10 protein-coding genes are annotated in these 23,779 nt (G+C 68.1%); 7 read left to right on the top strand and 3 right to left on the bottom strand.

The window, feature by feature from the left end:
• Positions 1-83: 83 nt before the first annotated feature.
• Entirely contained in the window at positions 84-329 is a 246-nt protein-coding gene (locus ACIBK2_RS03370) for an acyl carrier protein (RefSeq protein WP_396963149.1), read from the top strand.
• A gap of 5 nt (positions 330-334) precedes the next feature.
• Here ACIBK2_RS03370 and ACIBK2_RS03365 read toward each other — a convergent pair whose 3' ends face one another.
• Positions 335-2,122: a fatty acyl-AMP ligase gene (locus ACIBK2_RS03365; RefSeq protein WP_396963147.1), complete on the bottom strand. Its 1,788-nt coding sequence runs from the start codon at positions 2,120-2,122 to the stop codon at positions 335-337.
• 26 nt (positions 2,123-2,148) lie between these two features.
• Positions 2,149-4,356, bottom strand: a complete 2,208-nt coding sequence (locus ACIBK2_RS03360) for a hypothetical protein (protein WP_396963145.1) — start codon at positions 4,354-4,356, stop codon at positions 2,149-2,151.
• A gap of 226 nt (positions 4,357-4,582) precedes the next feature.
• Between ACIBK2_RS03360 and ACIBK2_RS03355 the strand changes: the two genes are divergently transcribed.
• The 4 genes from ACIBK2_RS03355 to ACIBK2_RS03340 are packed head-to-tail and all read left to right on the top strand — an operon-like array spanning position 4,583 to position 9,523.
• Positions 4,583-4,837, top strand: coding sequence for a hypothetical protein (locus tag ACIBK2_RS03355; protein WP_396963143.1), 255 nt, complete (start codon positions 4,583-4,585; stop codon positions 4,835-4,837).
• Complete coding sequence (locus ACIBK2_RS03350; protein WP_396963141.1) at positions 4,834-6,609, top strand: 1-acyl-sn-glycerol-3-phosphate acyltransferase; 1,776 nt, start codon at positions 4,834-4,836, stop codon at positions 6,607-6,609. Before ACIBK2_RS03355 ends, ACIBK2_RS03350 begins: the two co-directional genes overlap by 4 nt.
• A complete protein-coding gene (locus tag ACIBK2_RS03345; RefSeq protein WP_396963139.1) occupies positions 6,596-8,110 on the top strand; it encodes an HAD-IB family hydrolase in 1,515 nt (504 codons plus the stop codon). Before ACIBK2_RS03350 ends, ACIBK2_RS03345 begins: the two co-directional genes overlap by 14 nt.
• Before the next feature lie 12 nt (positions 8,111-8,122).
• Entirely contained in the window at positions 8,123-9,523 is a 1,401-nt protein-coding gene (locus ACIBK2_RS03340; RefSeq protein WP_396963136.1) for a wax ester/triacylglycerol synthase domain-containing protein, read from the top strand.
• Here ACIBK2_RS03340 and ACIBK2_RS03335 read toward each other — a convergent pair.
• Positions 9,507-9,941, bottom strand: coding sequence for a LuxR C-terminal-related transcriptional regulator (locus tag ACIBK2_RS03335; RefSeq protein WP_396963134.1), 435 nt, complete (start codon positions 9,939-9,941; stop codon positions 9,507-9,509). The two genes, ACIBK2_RS03340 and ACIBK2_RS03335, sit on opposite strands and share 17 nt — an antisense overlap.
• 337 nt (positions 9,942-10,278) lie before the next feature.
• Between ACIBK2_RS03335 and ACIBK2_RS03330 the strand changes: the two genes are divergently transcribed.
• Both ACIBK2_RS03330 and ACIBK2_RS03325 read left to right on the top strand, forming a co-directional pair.
• The gene (locus ACIBK2_RS03330) at positions 10,279-16,278 is read left to right on the top strand and encodes an SDR family oxidoreductase (protein ID WP_396963132.1); all 6,000 of its coding nucleotides are present in this window, start codon (positions 10,279-10,281) and stop codon (positions 16,276-16,278) included.
• A 28-nt stretch (positions 16,279-16,306) separates the two neighbouring features.
• Entirely contained in the window at positions 16,307-23,773 is a 7,467-nt protein-coding gene (locus ACIBK2_RS03325; protein ID WP_396963130.1) for a beta-ketoacyl synthase N-terminal-like domain-containing protein, read from the top strand.
• Positions 23,774-23,779: the final 6 nt, after the last annotated feature.

Below are 23,779 nucleotides of genomic sequence, written 5' to 3'. Positions count from 1 at the left end.
CTCTCGTCTATTCGGCGGGGTCTTGCAAAGATCCAACTATGCGCTGATTCTCCGCAGGCGCACCGACCGCGAGGAGTACGACAATGGACAGAGAAACATCGGTGCGAGACGCGATTTTCACCGTGATCAGCCGGCATTTCGCCATTCCCCGGGATCGGATCAAGCCCGAGCTGACGTTCGCCGACCTCGACCTGGACTCGGTGGCTCTGGTAGAACTCGCCGTTGTCCTCCAGGAGGAACTCGACCTCGATGTGACGGAGGTGGATTTCCTCATGGAGGACAGCATCGGGCGGCTCGCCGAACTACTGGCGGCCGATCCGGCGAGGTAGTCGAATCACGTGGTGGCCGACGGGAGGAACCCGGCGGCCACCGTCGTCGTCCCCGGCACCTCCCCGGCCACGTACATCGACCGGCAGGCCCGGCGCCGCACCTTGCCGCTCGTCGTCTTGGCAACCAGTCCCGGCCCGCCGACAACGACTGCGTCGCAGGAGATTTGGTGGTCCAGGCGCAGGCATTTGCGGATCGCATCGGCGATCTCGGTGGTCAATGCTTCGCCCGCCGGATCCGCGCTGGTCTCCGCGAACACCACCAACTGCTCGGCAGTGCCGTCCGGCGCGGCGACGGAAAAGGCCGCGATACCGCCAGGCCGGATGCGCGGATGGCATTGGCGGACACTTTCTTCCAGATCCTCGGCGTGATAGTTGCGGCCGCGCACGATGATCACGTCCTTGAGCCTGCCGGTGATGAACAGTTCGTCGTCCGCGAAGAATCCCATGTCGCCGGTGCGCAGGTAGCCGCGGGGATCGTGCTCGTCGGCGACCTTGGCGTAGAAGATTTCCGCGGTCTCGGTCGGGCGGCCGAGATATCCGGCGCCTTTGGTGGGGGAGTCCACCCAGATCTCGCCCACCCGGTCCGGCGGGCATGGCAGGTGGGTCTCCGGGTCGACGATGCGAACGCGCGAGTCGGGCTTGGTGATCCGGCCGCAGCCGAAGAAGGTGGTGGCCCGCCGGACCGCGGCACCGTCGACCGGATCGATCCGGACCACCCTGCCCTCGGCCAACGCGTCGGCATCCACGGTGAGTCTGATTCGGCCCCAAGAACTTACGCTCAACGCGGCCTCGGCCAATCCGTACGTGGGGCAGAACGACTCCGGGCGCAGGCCGGTGACGGCGAACTCCGCGTAGAACCGATCGACGCTGCGCGGCAGGATGGGTTCCCCGGCGGACATGACCAGCTCCACCCGGCTGAGATCCCAGGCCCGCCGCTGCTCCGGGGTGGTACGGCGCACCGAAAGATCGAGGGAGAAGTTCGGCGCGGGCGTGCCGGTGGCGCCGACCCGCGACATCGTCTCGAACCAGATGGCCGGCGACCGGATGAAGTCGAGCGGCGAGATCAGATACATGTGTCCGCTGCCGCTCAGCCCGTTCAGGAGCACCGCGATGAGACCGAAATCGTGGTAGTGCGGCAGCCAGGAGACGCCGACGGTGTCCGGCCCCATGCCGTAGTCGCGGATGTTCGAATCGACCTCGGTGCGCAGACTGCGATGTGTCATCACCACACCGCGCGGCGTGCCGGTGGACCCCGAGGTGTACTGCAGGATCGCCCGCTCGTCGCTGTTGGCCGGGGAGTACCACGGCAGATCCGGACCGGGGCCCGCGTCCGGTTGGTCGGTCGCGTACCAGGGCACCTCGGGCCAGCGCAGCCCGCCGCGGGTCAACGCCCCGCTGGCAACGGCCATCTTGCGCAACTCGTCGTAACTGCTGCAGGTGAGCACCGCCCGCGCCTGGCAGTCCCGCACCGCGGCAATGAAACCCGCCTCATTGCCGCGGCCGCCGCCGGGGACGGGCGGCAGCACCGGCGCGGGCACCACGCCTGCCATCAGGCAACCCACCAGCGCCACAATGAATTCCGGCCCGTGTGGGTAGGCCAGTACGGCCCGGTCTCCCGGCACGAAGCCCGCGCTGTCGAGCAGTCCGCGCACTCGATTCGCCTCGGCTGCCAAGGAATTCGGCGTCAAGACGACGTCGTCGTTGCCTGCCTTGTCCACGAAGGTGAACAATGGTCGATCAGGCCGGACCGCCCGATCGGCGGCGAACAGATCGAGAATGGAATCCCCACGCATCATGTCTCCTCAATGCCCTTGTCGGGTCAGGTGGTGAGTGCGGCGCCCGCACCGATCCGGGACTGAAATCCTCGGGTGGACAGGCAGAACAGCGGCCGTGCGCCGTGCAGCCCCAACTCGCGCAACCGCAAGGCGATCGGCTGCTGCGACGGGCCGACCTTCAGCCGGGCGGTCGTCGCCGCATGCGCCCAGATCCGGCCCTTGATGTCCATCTGCGACCGATGCACGGTCCGGTCGAGCCGCGAGTAGAACACCAAATCGCGGGCCGGGTAAGGCATTCCGGGACCGAGCAGGCCGGACATGCCGAGGATCTGCCCGTCCTCGGCGTAGGCGGCGACCGAGGTCCGCAGCGGCCCCACCGCCACCGACACATCGGCGCGCAGCGACGGATAACCCCACACCTCCCGGTTGAGGTCGTCGGCCTCGTCGGTGGAGACCATCATGCCGAGTGGGCGAAAACCGATGCCGCCCTGGTCGGCTCGGCCGATCAGCTCGGTGAGCGTGCTCCAGCCGGACTTCCACGGACCGGGCACCACCAGACCGGCGGCCAGGCAGCGGAACGGTGCGAGGCTGCCGTCGCGCTGGTCGATCGCGAGCAGCGCCGCCAGCACCCGGCCGGGGCCGATCGGTACCAGCCTGCCCAGATCCCGGCTATCCGGCAGGGCGGCTGCGGCTTTCGCGTCGGCGGCGAAGAAGGCGATCAGACCGCGACCATCGCGGCAGATCACCGGCAACTGCACCGGACCGGAGGTGGTGTCGACGGTTTGCGACGCCACCGTGAGGAAGGGGTAGCCGACCGGCCGCGGTGGCTGGTCATAGGTTTGGTAGAGCTGGGTCCTGGTGACGTCGCCGTGATACGGCGTGAGCTGCTCCTCCATGTACGCCATCGCCTCCGGCAGCAGATGTTCGAGATCGTGCAGATAGTGGGCGGGGCTGTGACATTCGGGAAACTGGTGTGCCGCTTCGGTGTAGCTCACGGTGCACCAGTCCGGATGCAGGTCGAAGCAGCTGCCCGCGCCGATCCCGTCCAGCGACGGGACGATGTCGTGCTGGTTGGCGATCGCGGCGACCCACGTTCCCGGATCGACCGGATGTTTGTGCTGTACCGGCGAACCCACCGCGATGGCGTGGGTGACCTTGAAGCGGCGGCAGAACTCCGCCTCCTGCGTGAGGTTCATGACGGCGGGGCCGCCCGCGCTGTGCCCGATCAGCGCGACTTCCGCGCCGTCGGGGATGCCGTACTGATCGATCGCGCTGTGCAGCGCACCGCTGTAGGTGGATTCGTTCTTCAAGGTGGCACTGAATGCGCCGACCAAGTCCTGCGGTGACTCGTTGCGTGCGCGCCCCGGCCGCATGCCCGGCACCTGGACGGCGTATCTTTCGACACCGTCCTTTCCTTGGATCGTTTGAATCACGATGCGTCCGTCGTTGCCCAAAAGCACGATATTGCTGAGGAATCCGAACAACGAACCCTCGTCGGCGAGCGCGCTCGACACATGCGGTCCCGCCTCGATCGGCCTGGCCCCGCCCGCCCCGCGGTCGAACCTGGTCATCACCTTGGTCGAGACCCCGAGCAACAGTCCCGTGGTTGGTGCCGCTTTCCCCGACGCCACCCCCCACGCCGACGCGTCGTTGAACGGATTCTTGTCCTGCAGCGCCTTCACGCTGAGGATCTCCGCGAACATCGGTGCGATGCCGCTCAAACCCGTCACCGCGCCGCGATCCTTGAACAGCACCTGCAGCGCGTCGATGGTCTCGATCTCGTTGCCCGCGAACGCGGCATCGATGAAGCGCGCCAGCTTCGGGTCCTCGGTGAGCTCCGGATGGACCAGCTTCAGCGCCGCCATCCGCAGGCTGAGCGAGCTCACCATGATCTGCACCGCCAGGCTGGTCTGCCCGAATACCCCGCCCAGCGTGGCGGTGAGCGCACCGACCAGCCCGCCGGTGAAGGCGAAGCCGAGACCCTGCCGATTGGTCAGCGTGCCGAGCAATCCGTATGCCACCGCGATGCCGGCTTGCGGCGCGCGCAGCGGCGGTGGCTGGCCGACGAGCGCGGTGGCCCGCTGGGAGATGTCCCGCACGCTTTCGGCGATCTGCACGAGTTCCAGGGCGGCCCCTTTCAGCCGCTGGATATCGTCGTCATGTTCCCGCTCGTGTGGCGAGATGAATCGCGGAGGTCGCCCACGGACGGCTCGGCCGTTCGAACGAGCAGCCGATATCTTGCCAGTTTTCATGGCATATCTCCTGGCCTGAGGGAATCAGATAATTCAGCAGCCACGCTAATTCGATTTCTGGGCGGTAGTCAACGGACTACAACCGGTCCCATTGTTCTAGGAAATGCTTTGGTCGTGGATCGAATTCTCCAAGGCGCACTGACGAATTCGTCAATACGATGGAGAGATGCTTTCCGGGGGATTTCCTTGATCAAATACCTGACGAGTGTCGTCGGCGAGGATGGTGGTGGCAGATGCCGTATGCGCGGTGGTCTCGATGATTCAGTGGGTCGGCGATCTACTTGCCTGGATGGAGAGTTCACTGCCCGAGCTCGGCGAGCAGTACGGGCCGTGGCTGGTGCAGCAACCGCACCCGGACGCGGTCACGGCCTGCGTCCGCGTCGACGTGGCCGCCGCCTCGACCGAGTTCGTGCTCTCGGCGATCCCGCTCGGCGAGCCTGCGCAGGTGGCGCCCGAGATGATGTGCGGGCGTAGCGCATGAGCCGCCGCCGGGCCCGGATAGCCGCCGGGATCCTCGACCGCTGGGCCGGGAATGCGGACGTGCTGCGGCTTTCGATCCGATCGAAACTGCCGAGCGGCGCGGCCGAACGGCGACTGGCCGATGACGTGCAAGGCCTGGTCGCCGACGGTATCGGCGGCCAGGAATGGGCGCGACGGCTGATGGACCTGCTGCTCTATCCGCTCAGCGGAACCGCCTGGCGGCTCGAACACGATGTCACCGGACTCACGGAGGTATGGGAGCTCAGCGGTCGCTACCCGATGGTCTTCCTACCCGCGCACCGTTCATACGCCGATTCCCTTCTGCTGGACCGGATTCTGCGCAGCGCGGGCCTACCACGCACCTATCGGCTCGCGGGTGACAACCTGTCGTTCTGGCCGTTGGGCGCGCTCGGCCGCCGGGCAGGCACGATCTTCATCAAGCGGGATTTCGGCCGCGATCCGACCTACCACTTCGCGGTACGCGCGTATCTGGCCCATCTTTTGGAGCAATGCGCCCATCTGGAGTGGTACCCGGAAGCGGGTCGGACTCGCACCGGTCGGTTGCGCCGGATTCGACCGGGCCTGCTGCGAATCCTGGTGAACGCCTTCCACGATGCCCGGATCGATGACCTGTACCTCGTGCCGGTCTCGATCACCTACGACGTGCTACCGGAAGCGCGAACGCTGGTGGACGAGGATCGAGGCGGACCCAAGCGGCCCGAGGGGTTGTCCTGGATGCTGCGCTACTACCGGGCCAACCGCGTCGCGCGTGGCGGCACCGCACGGCTGGTCTTCGGCGAACCCCTTTCGCTGCGACAGCAATTGGCGTTCGCCGGCGACGCGGGTGACTGGGCCGCCGTGGAGACGATCACGCACGAGCTGGCGCATCAACTCGCCGGCGCGACACCGCTGACCGTGGAGTCGGCGCTGACTCTGGTGCTGGCCGAAGGGGAACGCGGCCCGCAGAGCCTGCGGCAGATCAGCCGTGCCCTCGAACCACTGCTCGCGTTCGCCGCGAATCGGCGAATCCCGGTGGCGGGCAAGGACCGAGTCCGCGGCCCGCGCGGACTGCAGACCGTCCTCGACCGCCTTGTCCGCGCGGGCGTGCTCACCGAGGTCGAGGGAAACTTCCAGCCCGGCTACCGAATCGGCGCGGAGCAGCACCACATCGCGGCCTACTACCGGTATTCCGGCAGCCACTGGTTGATCATGCGGGCGATCGCCGAACTGGCCCTGCTGGCCGCCGAGGACGCGGTCGACCCGGGAGCTCGGGCAATTCGTCTGCGGGACTTGCTGAAACATGTCTTCGTGCTCCCCGAGCCGGTGGAGTACGCGGAGGTGGTCGGCCGCGAAGTGGCCGACCTGGTGCGGGCGCGACGGCCGGAGGACCCGATCTCGGCCAGCCTAGGCAATCAGGCGTTCCTGCTCGCGCCCCGGCTGCTCGGTCCGGTGCTGGAGGCCTATCACCGAGTTGCGGTGTGGCTCAGGGATACTCCCGACCCGCTGCGGGATCGGCGACGCTGGTCGTGCACCGAGGTGTTCGCCGGTATCGACATGAGCACGGTGCACTGGCCGGAATCGGTCTCGCGTGAACTGTGCCGGGCGGCGCTGGCCGCGGCCGCCGCAGCGGGCCTGATGGAATCCGAACCCGATGCGGCGCAGGCGCGTTCGGCCTTCGCGGACGAACTGGCGGCGCTGCTCGATCAGCTTGTCCATCTCGCCAGGTCCGACACCGTGCCCGGCCTGCTGAGGGGGTTGGATGAACGTCTTTGACGCGCATGTCGACGACGTGCTGCGTGGGCAGGCGGGTCCGCGGATCGCGGCCTTCTTCGACTTCGACGGCACGCTGGTGGACGGGCAATCGATCACCGCGTTCCTGCCCGCCGTGCTGCCGATGTTGCCCGCGATGCTGGCCGATCGGCTCGGCCGCCCCGGCGTCTCCACCGCGGCGATGCTGCGCGAAATGCTCGATACCGGGCTCCCTTTGGCCCGATGGCTCGCGCCGACTTGGCTGCGCGGGGCGGGCGACGACGACATCCCGTCGGCGTATCGGCTGGCCCTGCGCCTGTGCGCGGGCCGTCGGGAAACGGAACTGCGGCAGCTCGGCGAACGCGTCTTCACCGACACCCTCGCCGGGCGGCTACGCACCGGCCTGTGGGCGTTGCTGCAGGCACATCGCCGCAAGGGCCACACGATCGTATTGGTCTCGGCCGCAACGCGTTACCAACTCGCGCCGATGGCAAGGGAACTTGGCATCGAGGACGTGCTGTGCACCGAACTGGAGGTCGTCGACGGTGTGGTCACCGGGCAGCTGACCGGACCGCTGCTGTACGGCCCCGCGAAAGCCGCTGCGGTGCAGGCATTCAGCGCGACCCACGAGATCGACCTCGCGACCAGCTATGCCTACGCCGACACCATCGATGACGTTCCGTTCCTGGAGATGGTCGGCAAACCCTGCGCCGTCGGTCCGGCTGACGAGCTAGCAACGCTTGCCGTCGAACGGAACTGGGATGTGCTGCAACCTGATACGGAGCACACGCCAGCCGGGCTGAGCGCAGTGCGCACGGCCGCCGCCTACGGTGGGCTCGTTGTGGGGGTGGGCACCGGACTGTGCGTCGGTCTCCTCGGCGCCGATCCCCGTCGCGCGGCCGAGCTCGGCGTGCTGCTGGCCAGCGACACCTATCTGGGCCTGGCCGGCATCCGGTTGCAGGTGCAGGGTGCCAGGCACCTGCGGGCCCGCAGGCCCGCCGTGTTCCTGTTCAACCACCAGAGTCCGCTCGATCTGGCGATCATGATCAAACTCCTCGGCCAGGACTACACCGGCTTCGCCAAATCCGAGTTGGCCGAGACGCCCGGGCTGTCCCAGCTGGGCAGGCTGATGGATGTCATGTTCATCGACCGGGACGCCAAGCTGCTGTCGCCGGATTTCCTGGAGCCCGCGCTGGATTGCCTATCCCGTGGGCTCTCGCTCGCGGTCGCGCCGGAGGGCACCCGGTCGCGGACTCCGATGCCGGGTCCGTTCAAGAAGGGCGGCTTCCTGCTGGCGCGCAAGGGCGGAGTTCCGGTGGTGCCCATCGTCATTCGCAACGCGGGTCAGCACATGGCCCGCAACGCGTGGACGGTACGGCCCGGCCGGATCGATGTGGTCGTCCACGAACCCATCGATGTGACCGACTGGCCGATCCGCGAGCTGGACGAGCGGATCGAGGGGGTCCGACGGCGCTACCTGGAGACGCTCGTCGGTGTCCCGCAGCCCGACCATCCCATCTCCTGAGGAGCGACGATCATGAGACTTTCGGAGCAGTTCGGTGCGGGCGCCTGGAACCTTCCTCGGCAGCTCAACGCGCTCGATGCCCTGATGTGGCGCTGCGAGGCCGACCCTCGGCTGCGCGCACCGCTGATCGGGCTGTTCCTGCTCGACGAGGTACCCGACTGGGACCGGCTGCTCGCGGGCCACGACTGGGCCACCCGGATGGTGCCCCGACTGCGTGAGCGGCCGGTGACCCCGCCGCTGGTGCCCGCGTCGCCGGTGTGGACCGCCGACCCGGAATTCGAACTGGGCCACCATGTTCGACGGGTGCGACTGCCCGAACCCGCAGGCCGCCGTGAGCTGCTCGACCTCGCCGAGGCCATGGCCACGGCGCCGTTCGACCCGAATCGACCGCTGTGGGAAAGCGTGCTCGTCGAGGGACTGCACTGGGAGGGCAAGACCTGTGCCGCGGCGTGGCTGCTGCGCTTCCATCACAGCATGGCCGACGGTCAGGCCGCGGTCACCTGGTTGACCTCCTTGCTCAGCCGTCAGCGCGCGCCGCGGCTCGACAAACCCCAGCCGCCGGTGCCTCCGGTGCCGCCGCATTCCTCGGTATTGGCTTCTCTCCCTTCGCATTTGGGGTCCGGTCTGGTGTCCGCGGGGCTGGTCCGGCTGGCCGAGGAGGTGCTGCGGGCGGCGACCCGACCGCAGCATGCCGTCGTGGAGCTCACTCGAATGCTGCGCACGATCATCGAGCTGGCGCCACGCCCCGTCGGGCCGCTGTCGCCGCTGCTGAGCGGGCGCGGCACCAGACGACAACTCGACCTGCTCGCGGTGCCGGTCGACGGGCTTCGCGCCGCCGCGAGTAGCGCGGGGGCAACCATCAACGATGTCTTCCTCACCGCGATGCTCGGCGGGCTGCGCCGCTACCACGAGCTGTATGGTGCTGCGCCCGAGACGCTTTCGGTGGCGATGCCGCTGCGCGTGCGCGGCAACCGGCCGATGGCGGGCAACCGGTTCGGCGGGGTGCGGGTGGCCGCGCCGATGACCGAGAAGGATCCGCTGGCCCGGCTGGCCGGCGTGCACCGGGTACTCGCGGAGGCCAACGCGGCCTTCGATCACAGCGGCCTGGATATCGTGACGACCCTGCTCAATCGGCTGCCGACGCCCTTGGTGCTCGAGGTGGCCCGGCGGATCGGACTGAGTTTCGATCTGCAGCTGAGTCAGATCCCCGTCTTCGACCGCGGCTTCTATCTGTCCGGCGCGGCCATCGAGGACTTCTGGTGTTTCGGCCCGGTACCGGGCTGCGCCGTCACCGCGATCATGATCTCCCGGCGGTCGGGAGCCTCAGTGGGTGTCACGGTGGACGCAGCCTCGGTCACGGACCTTCCTGCTTTCATGAGTTGTCTGGCCGACGGGTTCAGCGACCTTCGGTAGGCGGCGGCGTGGCCCGCCCGCTCAATATCATCGCGATGACCTGTGCCCGGCCGGTCACCTTGAGCTTCATGAAGATCGAATGCAGGTGATTCTTGACGGTTGCCTCGGCGATGCCGAGGGTCCGGGCGATGAGCCGGTTGGTGAGTCCTTCGATGAGTAGCCGGAGCACCTGCTGCTCCCGTTTGGTCAGCCCCATATCGGGGAGTTCTATTTGAATTCGAGGCTGTGGTGCGGTACGTTCGCCGACACCTGCTCCCGGTCTATGAGATATCTGCACCATCTGATCTATTCTGCGGTCGCCGGCGGATTCCTCCAGCTTCTTGATGATATCGATCAGTTTGGCCAATTGGCTGGACGCCTCCCGGGCTAGCTCGATGGTTGTGGCACTGAGCTCGATGGGATCGCGCGAAGCTGACATTGCGGCACTCTCCTCCAGTTCCGGGACTGCACCATAGGGTGGAGGGGGCGCTAAGACGGATCATGCATTAGATATGACTTGCTAACGCGCTATCACGACGTAATTGCTAACACTATTACGACACTAATGCGAAGCAATCATGATCGACAATCTTGGCGAATTAACCCTGAAATAGCAGTCATCCCGATGCGTACTGGACTGATTCTAAATGTATAGCGCGCTGAGCGGAAGCTATTTGAGATAGCTAGATAGCTAGATAAGTTGCAGTCTACATCGTTCGGCCCGGGTCGTTTTTCGTATTGTTCAGGTGTGCTTCCAAGTGGTTATGTTGCAAATCGTGAAGAATGTTCCTATAAAAGACAAGGGGCCTCGCGGACCGAAGCCTCGCCGTCTCGCCATCGCGGTGACGGGTATCAGCTCGCTGATGCCGGGCTCGGTCGATGTTTCCGGTTTCTGGCGAGACGTACTGGCCGGTCGGGATTTGATGACGGACGTCCCGCCGAGTCATTGGCTGCTCGACGACTACTACGACCCCGACCCCAAGGCGTCGGATAAAACCTATGCGCGACGCGGTGCTTTTTTGTCGCCGACCAGCTACGACCCGCTGGCTTACGGCACCCCGCCGACCACGCTGCCCGCTACCGACGTTGCGCAACTGCTGGCGCTGCCGGTGGCCGAGCGCGCACTGCGCGACGCGGCGGGCGGCGGCGAACTGGCCGCGGCGGTGCGGGAACGGACCGGTGTGATCATCGGCACCGGCGCGCTGGAACTGCTGCTGCACATGGCGTGTCGATTGCAGCGGCCGGTCTGGCGTAACGCGCTGCGGGACAGTGGCGTTCCCGATGTCGAGGCCGAGCAGATCTGTGATCGGATCGCCGACAGCTACGCGCCGTGGCAGGAGGCGACGTTTCCCGGCCTGCTCAGCAACGTGGTGGCCGGCCGGATCGCGAACCGGCTCGACCTGCACGGCATCAACTGCACCACCGACGCGGCCTGTGCGAGCTCGCTCGCGGCGTTGTCGGCGGCGGTGGCCGAGTTGGAGCTGGGCCGAACCGATCTGATGCTGGTCGGCGGGGTGGACACGCTCAACCACATCACGATGTACATGTGTTTCAGCAAGACGCCTGCGTTGTCGCCGTCGGGGGATTGTCGTCCGTTTTCCGATCAAGCCGACGGGACCATGCTCGGCGAGGGCTTGGCGATGTTCGCGCTCAAGCGGCTGGCCGACGCTGAGCGCGACGGTGATCGGATCTACGCGGTGTTACGCGGAGTGGGAAGTTCGTCGGACGGTCAGGGCACCGCGATCTACGCGCCGGTACCTAAAGGCCAGGCACGGGCGCTGCTGCGGACCTATGACATGGCCGGGTACTCACCATCCACTGTCGAACTGGTAGAGGCGCACGGCACCGGTACCAAGGCCGGGGACCTGGCCGAGATGTCCGCGCTGTCCGGGGTTTTCGCTGAAGCGGGCCCGCCGGGCCGTCGGTGGTGTGCGGTGGGTTCGGCGAAATCGCAGTTCGGGCACACCAAATCGGCGGCGGGCGCGGTGAGCTTGTTGAAGGCTGTGCTGGCGGTACAGCATCGAGTGCTGCCGCCGACCATCAAGGTCGAGCGACCCAACCCGGCGCTCCACCTCGAGGACGGCCCGCTCTACCTCAACACCGAGAAGCGCCCGTGGGTCAGGGGCTCCGACCATCCGCGCCGGGCGTCGGTGTCCAGTTTCGGCTTCGGCGGCAGCAACTTTCACGTCACGTTGGAGGAGTACGTGCCCGCGCGGGGCGGTCGGGCGGCGGAGCGGATGTATCCCTTGTCCACCGAGCTGGCCTTGCTCAGCGCGGGTTCTGGAGAAGAACTGGTCGACCGGCTGCGGGCCGGTTCGCGGGCCGACTTCCGAGCGTCGGACCCGCTGCGGCTGGCGATCGTCGGCGGCCAGAACGAGCTGGACGAACTCGCCGAACAGGCGGCGCAGCGACTCGCCACCGACTCCGCCGAGCCCTTCACCCGTTCGGGCATCCAGTACCGGACCGGTCCGGCGGCCCCGGGCAAGGTGGCCTTCCTGTTCTCCGGGCAGGGCGCCCAATACACCGGCATGGGCGCCGATCTGGCGATGGCCTTTCCCGAAGCCCTTGCGGCCTGGGACGAGACGGCCGACCTGCGGTTCGCCGACCGAGCCATCCACGAGATCGTCTTCCCCCGTCCGGTTTTCGACGCGGACGATCGACAGAGTTTGGAGGATGACCTCCGCGCGACCGAGTGGACACAGCCCGCACTGGCCGTGCAGTGTGCGGCCCAACTGCGCCTGGCGGACCAGGTCGGTTTGCACGCGGACCTGCTGGGCGGGCACAGCTTCGGCGAACTGACCGCACTGCACGCGGCGGGCTGCTTCGACCTGCGGGCGCTGGTGCGGCTGGCCAGAACGCGCGGCGAATTGATGCGCGACGCGGGCGGCAAGCTCGGCGGGATGCTGATGCTCGGCGGCGACGCCGCGCTGGCCGCTACCCTGATCGGCGATGCCACCGGCTTGTGGGTGGCCAACCTCAACGGTCCGGACCAGACGGTGGTGTCGGGCACCCACGACGCCCTCGCCGAACTGGAACAGCGGGCCGGGGACCGCGGTGTCACCGCGGTCCGGCTGAACACCTCGACCGGCTTCCACAGCCCACTGGTGAAACCGGCGGGCAAGCAATTACAAGCCTTCCTGGACGCACTGGAGATCACCGCCCCTGAGCTGCCTGTATACGGAAACAGCGATGCGGCACGGTATCCCGCCGACCGCAAGGAGATCCGGGCGCGGCTGGTCCGCCAGCTCAGCTCACCGGTTCGCTTCGCCGACCAGATCGAGGCCATGTACGAGGCGGGGGCGCGCACGTTCGTCGAGTTCGGCGCGGGCGCCGCGTTGACCGGTCTGGTGCACCGGATCCTCGGTCCCCGTGAACATGTCGCGGTAGCCCTCGACCGCAAGGGACACGACGGTGTCACCGCGTTCCAGCGGGCACTGGCCGAGTTGGCCGTGCACGGCGTGGCCGTCGACGTTGCGCCGCTACGACTTCCGTCCCGAGTACACGCACCGATCGAGCAGAACCGGATGACGGTCGAGCTCCTCGGCACGCAATACGGAAAGCCTTACCCGCCAAGGGAAGTCGTCATCCCGCCGCGGCCGACCGACGAGAGACTGCCCCATCCGCCCCATGCCGACGAACTGGAGACCCCGATGCCGACTGATCACGACGATTCGATCCGCACCACGACCGGCGTGGTCGTGCCACGTACCGACCACGCCGGCGACGAGATCGGGCCGCCGCGGCGTGCGGCCGAGCCCACCGAATGGCTTGGGGCGCTGCAAGAGATCCAGCGGCAGACCAGCGAGGTGCATTCGTCGTATCAGCGCGCACTGGCCGACGGCCACGTCGCCTATCTGCGGACCAGCGAGGCCACCCTCAACGGCATGATCACCGCACTGAGCGGAGCGCCGGCGGCCGACTTCGGCTCTATCCCCGTCCGCGAGTCACGGAATCTGCCTGTCGCACTGCCGATGCCGACCGTCCATGCGACCCCCGAGCAGGCCATCGGCAACGGGCACGCGGCCACGCCGCCGGTGGCCGCGGAGCACGTCGCGCCGCGCACACCAGGTTCCAGCACGACCGGCCACTCGGCTGTCGCTGTTCCGGCGGATTTCGCGAGCGCTGCCCGGACGGCCCCACCGGCAGACGCGCCCGCGGCCGCGGTGGCCGTCGCTCCGGCACCGACCGAAGCAGCCGCCTCGGCAGACATCGAGGAAACATTGCTCGCGATCATGGCCGAACTGACCGGTTATCCGGTCGACATGCTCGGTACCGACATGGATCTCGAACACGACCTCGGCGTCGACTCCATCAAGCGGGTGCAGATCCTGTCGACCATCCGCCAGCGCGTCCCGGGCCTGCCGAAGCTGGATCCGGCCGAGCTGGCTCGGCTGCGCACGATGGGGGAGATCTCCGGCTACCTGCGCAGGCCGGAAGCGGCCCGCGAGCAGGCCACTCCGTCGCGGCACCGAGGCGAGAGCAATGGGCATGACGACGAGGAGGGCGAACCATCCTCCGGCCTCACGCGGCTGACACCGCAACTCATCTCGGTCACCCCGCCTGGCCTGGTGCTCCCGGGCCTGCTGCGCGGAACCGTCGCCGTCACCGACGACGGCGGCGGCGTCGCGAAGGCGTTGATCGCCAAGCTGCAGGACGCGGGCGTGACCGCGGTGCTCTACACCGACGCCGACGCGGACACCGTCGGTCTGCTGGACACCGTCGTCTTCCTCGGTGGACTGCGCCGCATCACGACCAGGGGCGACGGTATTCACGTGGCACGCGAGGCCTTTCGGTGTGCCCGAGCGGTGGCGCCGCGCATGACGGCCAAGGGCGGCACCTTCGTCACCGTGCAGGACACCGGCGGCGACTTCGGGATCAGCGGCACCTCGGCCCGGCGCGGCTGGGTGGGCGGACTCGCGGCACTGGCCCGCACCTGTGCCAGGGAGTGGCCCGCCGCGACGGTGAAGGCCATCGATTGCGAAGGCGCAGGACGCAATTCGACCGACATCGCCGCGGCATTGGCCGCCGAACTGCTCGGCGGTGGCTCCGCGCCGGAGGTGGCGCTGCGCGGTGACGGCAGCAGGAGCCAGCTGCGGTTGCGGCCGAATCCGCTGGTGCCAGGACGGATCGACGAGACGATCGACTCGGACTCGGTGATCGTCGTGACGGGCGGCGGCCGCGGGGTGACGGCGGCCTGCGTCCTGGCGCTGGCCAGGGCGCGCCGACCGCGGCTGGCCCTGATCGGGCGGACGGCCCTGGGGGTGGAGCCGTCCGATCTGCGCGCCGCCGAGGGTGAATCCGCTGTGCGCCAAGCGCTTATCGCCCGCACCAGGCAGAGCAGCCGGCGCCCGAATCCGGCGGATATCGACAAGGAGGTGCGCCGAGTGCTGGCCGTCCGGGAGATCCGCCGGAACGTGGCGGCACTCGAGGCGGCGGGCTCGCCTGCCCTCTACCTGGCCGCGGACATCACCGATCCGGCGGCCGTGCGCGCGGCGCTGGCCGAGGTCCGCGCGAAGTGGGGGCCGATCACCGGCCTCGTGCACGGCGCGGGTGTGCTGGCCGACCGGTTGGTCGCGGACAAGACCGACCGGCAGTTCGAGCAGGTGATGGGGATCAAGGCCGAGGGCTTCGGGCAGTTGTGTGCACAGCTTCAGGCCGATCCGCTGCGGCTCGTCTGTGTCTTCTCCTCCGTGGTGGCCAGTTACGGCAACCCCGGCCAGTGTGACTACGCCATGGCGAACCGGATCCTGGAACATCTGGCGTCCGGGTGGCGGGCGAAAGATCAAGGCATCGTGGTGAAGTCGCTGGCGTGGGGGCCGTGGCAGGGCGGGATGGTCGGACCCGAGCTTGCCGAGCAGTTCCGGCAGCGCAACGTGGAGCTGATCGAATTAGATTTGGGGGCAAGGGCTTTCGTTGCGGAGCTGACTTCGGGTTCGCCGGACGTCCGCGTGCTCCTCGCGGCGGGCGATGCCGTAGCCATGGATCCCGATCCGGCGGAGCGCACGGCGGAGATCGTGGTGAGCGACGCGTCCCATCCGCAGCTGGGCGACCACATGATCGTCGGACGCCGGGTCGTCCCGTTGGCGATGATGCTCGACTGGTTTCTGCGGGCCGCGGTCGACGCCGACGCGGGGCTGTCGGAGCGCGTGTTGGTGGCACAGAACGTGCAGGTCCTCGCGAAGGCCACCGTGCCGAGTTCCGGGCGCGCCAACTTCGTCGTCCGCACGCGCCGGACGGCAGGTCAGACCCCGTCGTTCGAGCTGGCCGGTCAATACGGCGAACATCATTGCCGTGCAACGGTATTTCCTGACGCCGAGACAATGCCACGGGCACCCCACCTCGGCGACAGTCCCGGGCTCACCCCGCTCGACCCCGCCACGGCATACGCGGGCCCCGCGTTGTTCCACGGACCTCGCTTCCAAGCGATCACCGACATCGAGGGAGTAACGGCGGCAACGGCAATCGGCACGGTGGTCGGGGTGCGTCAGCTCGGCTGGCCCAACGAGCCATGGCGGATCGACCCGGCCGCCGTGGACGGCGTCTTCCAACTCGCGGTGCTCTGGGCCGAGCAGGCGCTCGGCGCGACGACGCTGCCGATGGCGATTCGCGAGTGCCGATTCCATCCGTCCGCACCCACCGACGAGCCGCTGCGCTGTGTGGTGCGGGCCGTCGCCGTCAACGATGCCGATGCCGTGTGTGACGCCGTGCTGGCCAGGGCGGACGGCACAACCGTCGCCGAGTTCTCCGGGCTGCAGTTGGTCGCACGTCCCCGTTGATCGCCGCAACTGATCTGGAGGTTCACCGATGTCGCTGTTTCCCGCCACTCCCATCGCGGTCGTCGGCCGCGGCTGCGTGCTGCCCGGCGCACTGTCACCATCGGCCCTGTGGGAGTTGGTGATTGCCGGTCGGGCCAGCCTGGCCACCGCTCCCGACGGCAGGTGGCGGGTGCCTCCTGCTTCGGTGCTGACGCCGAGCACCGACTTCGTCCTGCATGAAATCGGCGGCTACGTCACAGGATTCGACGAGACCTTCGATCCGGCCGGTTTCGCGCTGGCACCCGACGATCTGCACGCCCTCGACCCTGGCTTCCGCTGGGGCCTGGATTCGGCAAGGCAGGCGCTGCGCGAGGCGGGCGAGGGGGTGCCGGAGCTCGACCGCTGCGGACTGGTGCTCGGCAACTTGACGCTGCCGAGCGTGACGATGGCGCGCTACGCCGAAAACAGCTGGCTGGGTGGTGAATTCGCGTCCGATCCGCGTGGCCGGTTTTGGCCTGGGCTCACCACTCACCTGATGGCCCGCGCGCTCGGCCTCGGCGCTGGTGCGTTCGCGTTGGACGCCGCCTGCGCGTCGTCGCTGTACGCGGTGAAGCTGGCGTGTGATCGGCTGCACGACGGTACCGCGGATCTGATGCTGGCCGGCGCGGTGAACAGTGCCGACGATCTGTTCGTGCACATCGGATTCACCGCACTGTCGGCACTGAGCCCCACCGGCAGGTCGCGTCCCTTCCACAGCGACGCCGACGGCCTCGTCCCCGCCGAGGGTGCGGGGATGGTGGCCCTGATGCGGCTGCGTGACGCCGTCAAGCGCGGCGTGCCGATCCTCGGTGTGCTGCGCGGGATCGGCGTCGGCAACGACGGCCGGCGCGACGGGCTGCTCGTCCCCCATCAAGCAGGCCAGGAACGGGCGCTGCGGCAGGCCTATGCCACGGCAGGCTTCGCGCCGGAAACGGTGTCACTGCTGGAGTGCCATGCGACCGGGACGGCGATCGGCGATACAACCGAAGTACGAAGCAACGCGCGTATTTTCGCCGACTCGGACGATCTTCCGATCGGCTCGGCCAAGGCGAACTTCGGTCATCTGATGACGGTGGCGGGTGTCGCGGGTCTGCTCAAGATGCTCGGCGCGATCGAGGCCGGGGTGCGGCCGCTGACGCCAGGGGTGGGACAGCCGCTGCGCGCGCTGGCCGGAACTCCGCTGCGGGTGCTGCGGGAAAACGAGCCGTGGGCGGGTCCGCGCCGGGCCGCGATCAGTGCGTTCGGCTTCGGCGGAAACAACGCTCACCTGATCGTGGACTCCTGGACGGATGGTCCCGACGATCTGGCCGCCGCGTTGCGGAAGCCACGCGGCAGTAGGCCGCCCACGCCACAGGTCGCCGTTGTCGCCATCGGCGCCAGGGTCGGTGATGGTCGAAACACCGCCGATTTCACCAGGGCGCTGCTGACCGGCGTAGGGGCCGCGACCAGGGAGACCGTCGACGTAGAACTCGACGAGCTGCGGTTTCCGCCCGCCGATCTCGATGCGGCACAAGCCCAGCAGCTGCTCGTCCTGGAGGCGGCCCGCGAGGCGGCACGGGGGATTCGATTGGTCGGCGACCGAACCCTCGTCCTGGTCGGCATGGGATGCGATCCGGAGCTGGCGCGCTTCAACCTGCGCTGGCGGGTGCGGGCAGGCCTGCCCGGCATCGAGCCCGAGTCGGCGGACTCGATCGTGCCGCCGCTCGATGCCGCCGCCGTGCTCGGCTGCCTCGCCAACATGGTGGCCAACCGAATCAGTTGGCAGCTGGACCTTTCCGGTCCGAGCTTCGCGATCTCCGCCGAGGAAGCCTCCGGGCAGGTGGCCTTGGACGTGGCCGCCCGGGCCATTCGGGCGGGCGAGGCGGATGCCGCGCTGGTCGGTGCCGTCGACCTGTCCGACGAACCGGTGCACCGCGCCGCCATGGCCGCGCTCGGCCTCGGCCGCGCATCGGGGGACGCCGCCGTGGTGCTCGCATTGAAGAATCTCGACCATGCCAGGCGGGACGGCGAACCGGTCCTGGCGATCCTCGATTCGGACCATGCGGTGCCGGAGTTCGGCGGCGAGATTTCCGATCTCTTCGGGTCCGCACACGCGGCCAGCGGGCTGGTGTCCGTGGCCGCCGCGGTGCAGGCCCTGCATCATCGGGCCCGACCGTCCCTCGCCGCGCCGGCCCGCCCTTGGCTCGCGGGCACGGGCGCGCAGGTGACGACGGACCCGATCGGAGCGGCGCCGGTTCGGACCAGCCTGCGAGCCGGCGATGCCGCGGGCTGGCTTGCCGAACCGGCGCCTCGACCGTACGTGTACGCCGGCGCGAACCGAGCCGAGGTGATCGAGGCGGTCGAGCGAGATCATCGATCCCGTTCCGGCCCAGCCCGTTTGGTCGTGCTCGCCACGGATCGGCATCAGCTTGCCGAACGAACCGAGCAGGCGGGCCGCTGGTTGCGCGGGGAAGTGCCGCAGCCGAACTGGGCGGTGTTTCGAGAGACACCCATCCACGGTGAGATCGCCTTCGTCTACACCGGCGGCGCGGCCGCCTATCCCGGCATGGGACGTGAACTCGGCCTTGCCTTTCCGCAGCCGGTGGCCGAACTGGTTGCCCAGTGCCCACCGCTGGTCGACGCGATTTCCTGGGTGTACGACGGCGATCCGCGGCCCAACGACGCGGTGTTGCGGATCTGCGGGGCGGCGTACCTCAGTCATCTGCATACCCACCTCACCCGATACGTTCTCGGCGTCACTCCGCATGCGGCACTGGGCTATTCGTCGGGTGAGAGCACGGCCCTCACCGCACTCGGCGCGTGGCACGACCTGGCGGCGCTGATCGAGGACCTTCGGGAATCGCCGTTGTTCACCACGGAACTCGCTGGAGAGTTCGACGCCGTCCGCCGGGTTTGGCAGCGCGAGGGCATCACCGGTGAACGATGGTCGGGTTATGTGGTTGCGGTGGAACCGGATCGGATGCGGCAGGTACTCGAGGACGAGCCCGCGGTCTATCTGATGGCGGTCAACTCGCCCGTCTCCTGTGCGATCGGCGGCGAAGCGACGGCCTGCACCCGGGTACTCGCTCGACTCGACACGGAGTACGCGCTGCCACTGGACTACGACCTCGCGGTGCACGCACCACTGCTGGCTGAGGTGCAGGACGAGTGGCGCAGCCTGCACCTGCGCCCGACCGCGCCGGTGCCGGGCGTCCGGTTCTACAGCTGCGGCCGAGCGGACTGGTTCACCGCCGACGCCGACGCGGCCGCCGACGCGAGTCTCGCGCACGCGTTGCGCGGCGTGGACTTTCGCGGCACTGTCGAACGCGCCTGGGCGGACGGCGTCCGGATCTTTATCGAGCACGGTCCGCAGGGCGTGTGTACCGACTGGATCGGACAGACACTCGGCGATCGAGAACACCTCGCGGTGGCGTTGGACAAGACGGGCCGGTCCGGGGTGCATCAGTTGGCCAGGTGCGTGGCGGAATTGATCGCCGCCGGTGTGGAAGTCGACGACGAAGCTCTGTACGCGCGACTGGCGGAGTGCTATCAGGAGGGCAGTGTCGAGGCGGGCAGGCTGTTGCGGTTCGCCGCGCATCCGCCGGCCATCCGACTGCCCGAGTCGGCGCAGCGGGCAGTCCATCAGCCGTCGCCGACCGCTGATCCCGTTCTCGGACAAGCTCATTCGGAGCCCGCCCGGTCGACCTCGCGTCTGCCCGCACGTGCTGAGCACGTCACCGTGCTGCCACCGTCATCCGCTCGCTCGGGTGCTGCGGCCCTTGTCGTCCACCACGAAACAGTCAGCCGCGCCCATCGCGATTTTCTTGCCCTCCAACACGAATTCCAGCACCGGTTCCTCAGCCATCGAGAATCAACGATCGAGCTGCTCGGGCGTGGTGCCGCTGATCCGGTGCCGCATGCGGCATTTCGTGACACCGCACTCGACCGCGATGCGCTGGAGTTCCTTGCCACCGGACCCATCTCGGCCGTGTTCGGGCCCATGTTCGCCGCGCAGGACGACCAGCGCAGGCAGACCAGAATGCCCGCACCGCCTATGCTGCTCGCCGACCGAGTCCTGCGGATCGACGCGACACCGGGTTCCATGAGCACCGGCACCATTTGGACCCAGACCGACGTGCGGCTGGACTCCTGGTACCTCGACCCGACCGGGCAGATGCCAGGCGGCATCATGATCGAGGCGGGGCAGGCGGATCTGCTGCTCATCAGCTGGCTCGGAGTGGACCTGCAGAACAACGGGGAGCGGGTCTATCGGCTGCTCGGCATGACGCCGACCTACCACGGCCGCCCGCCCGTCCCCGGCGAGACACTCACCTTCAAGATCACCATCGACGGGCATGCCGAGCACGACGGGGTCCGGCTGTTCTTCTTCCACTACGACTGCTGGGTGAATGGTGAACTGCGGCTGAGTGTTCGGGACGGCCAGGCAGGATTCTTCACCGACGCGGAGTTGGATAATTCCAAGGGCGTGCTGTGGCATACCGCCGATCTCGCGGCGCCGGTGCGGCCGTCCGAGCGGCCGGTGGTCAGCAGCGAGCCGCGTCCGTTTGGACCGGATGAGGTAGCCGCCTTCGCCGCAGGCCGACTCGCCGACTGCTTCGGCGCACAGTGGGCGAAAGCCGGTGCACACGTGCGCACGCCGCGGCTGATCCACCCCGGCCTCGAAATGTTCCAGACCGTAACAGAATTCGATCCCGACGGTGGCCCGCATCACCGTGGTTACTTGCGCGCGGAGCTGCCGATCACACCGGATAGCTGGTTCTTCAAGGGGCACTTCGCGAATGACCCGTGCATGCCGGGGACCTTGATGCTCGAAGGCTGCCTGCAGACGATGGCGTTCTACCTCACCGCGCTGGGATACACGCTCGACAAAGACGGTTGGCGATTCGAGACGGTGCCGGATCAGAGCTATCAGATGCGCTGCCGTGGCCAGGCGACCCCGACCAGTCGGGTTCTTACTTACGAGCTGTTCGTCGATCATGTCATGGCGGGCCCGCATCCCACCGTGACCGCCGACTTGCTCTGCAGCGTCGACGGGGTGAAGGCGTTTCACGTTGCGGGCCTTGCCCTTCGGCTGGTGCCCGACTGGCCGCTCGACCACTGGCGGCACCTCGGCCCGCCCGCGGTGCAGCAGACCGGTACGCCGGTACCACTGTCCGGTCTCGGCGGGTTGGCCGGTCATCAGGAGACCAAGGCCGTCGCAGTGGCCGCCGATGCCGAGCTCGGCTACGCGTCGCTGCTCGCGTGCGCTTGGGGCCGCCCCGGCGACATGATGGGCGCCAGGCTCGCAGGCCTGGACGGCGCGACCAGAACCGCCCGATTGCCCGGTCCGCCTTACCATTTCATGTCCAGGATCACCGACCTCGCCTGCCTGCCCGGCGACGCGGTAGGCAGCACGATGACCGTCGAATACGACGTCCCGGCCACGGCCTGGTACTGGTCGGAGAACGGCGACCACGCGATGCCGTTCTGCGTGCTGCTCGAGGTCGCGCTGCAACCATGCGGCTGGCTCGCGCTCTATACCGGCGACTCCGGACCGGGCACCAAAGAGCTCCTGTTCCGCAATCTCGACGGACACGGCACCCTGGACGGGGCGATCACCTCGGCCACCCAGGTACTGCGGACCGAACTCGAACTGGTCCGCCGCTCGCGGACCGAGGACATGATCATCGACTCGTTCGAGCTGACGGTGTTCGCCGACGATCGCCGAGTCGCCCAGTTGCACTGCGTCTTCGGGTTCTTCCCGCCGGACGCGTTCGCCGAGCAACCGGGACTGCCGCCCACCGACGCGGAGCGAACTCAGCTGCCGCCCGCCACCACGGTCGATCTGGACAGCCTGCGGGCCGGTCCACCATCGCTGGCGGGCTCGATGCTGCTGATGCTGGACCGGATCACCGGCTACTGGCCCGAAGGCGGCCGGGCCGGACTCGGCAGGCTTCGCGCCGAGAAGACGGTCCGTCCCGATGACTGGTACTTCCGCGCGCACTTCTTCCAGGACCCCGTACAGCCCGGCTCGCTCGGCCTCGAGGCGATGCTGCAACTGCTCCAGTGCTACATGATCGGCAAAGGGATGGCGGCGGGGCTCGCCGAACCGCATTTCGAGACCAGGATGGACGAGCATCCCGTGACCTGGAAGTTCCGCGGGCAGGTGATTCCTGAGGACGGCATAGTCACTGTGGAGCTGGAGGTGGTCGAGGTGGGCACCGATGACCGCGGCCCGTTCGCGGTCGCGGACGCCTGGCTCTGGGTGGACGGCCGCCGGATCTATCACGCGACGGACCTCGGTATGCGCATCGTCACGGCCGTTGGGGCCCATGCGATTTCGGCCGATGAGGTGCTCGATCCGGCGGTCGATACGTGGCTCGCCGATCACCGCCCGATCTGGACGGCTCCGGCCCTGCCGATGATGTCGATTCTCGACCGGATCGCCAGTGCCGCCGCCGAACACAGCGGTAAACCGGTGACCGGCCTGCGCGACGTCCGGGTCCGCGAATGGTTGCTGATCGATCGTCCGGTCCGGCTGAGCACGAAAGTGACTGCCGCACCGGACAACTCCATCCACCTCGAACTCCGGTGCCGACGGGAGGGATCCACCGACGACGTGACCGTCGCGACGGGGACGGCCCTCGTCGGCACTCCTCCACCGCTGCCACCGACGCTGCTGCCGCTGACCTCGCTGTGTCGCACCGAGCTGCCCTACGCGCGCGGAAGGGTGTTCCACGGCAAGGCTTTCCAGTATCTGACCGAATTGCGTGAAGGGCAGCTCGGGGCATCCGGCGTCCTGGACGTCGCGCGGGGCGGTGTGCCCCGCGGCCACCTGCACCCGGGGCTACTGGACGCGGCGATCCACGTCATCCCGCACGCCGAGCTGTGGCTGTGGTCCGACCGCATCGACCCCGGTCAGGTCGGATTCCCTTATCGGTTGGCCACCGCCGACTTCTATGACCCGCTCCCCGACACCGGCCTGCTCCGGGTGGACGCACGCTTCGCCGGCTTCGACGGCGACAACGACATGCTGCCCATGTTCGACGTCCGCATCTCGTCCGCCGATCGACCGCTGGTCTGCTTCCGGCTGGTCGAGCTGCTGCTGCCGATGGGCCCGCTGGCCCGCCCGTCCCTCGATGAGCGAACCGCCTTTCTCCGCGATCGCCGGCATGTCCCCGGCTTCGGCCTGTCGACCTTCCACGACGGCACCACGCATCTCACGCTGCTCGATCTGGAAAGCCTCGACTGGTTCCCCAACGCGGTCGCCGACCTGTACGACCTGCCCGCCGACTGCACCGAAATGCGCAGACTCATCGAGGTAGCCGTGCGCGACCACGTGGCGCAACGCGCAGCGGTCCATCCCAGCCAGGTCGTGCCCGCCGCGGACCTCCGCTCGGCGCAGATCCGAAACCGTTCCGGCGACCTCTATTTCGTGCACACCGAAGTGTCCGACGAGAGCGTGACCGTCCGCGAGTGGGACTACCCCACCGGCTGATCGGCC

It is taken from the genome of Nocardia sp. NPDC050175, assembly GCF_044459885.1.
Classification (GTDB): Bacteria; Actinomycetota; Actinomycetes; order Mycobacteriales; family Mycobacteriaceae; genus Nocardia.
Note: the sequence above shows the minus strand (reverse complement) of the source record. Positions and strands in the feature narration are given on the sequence as shown.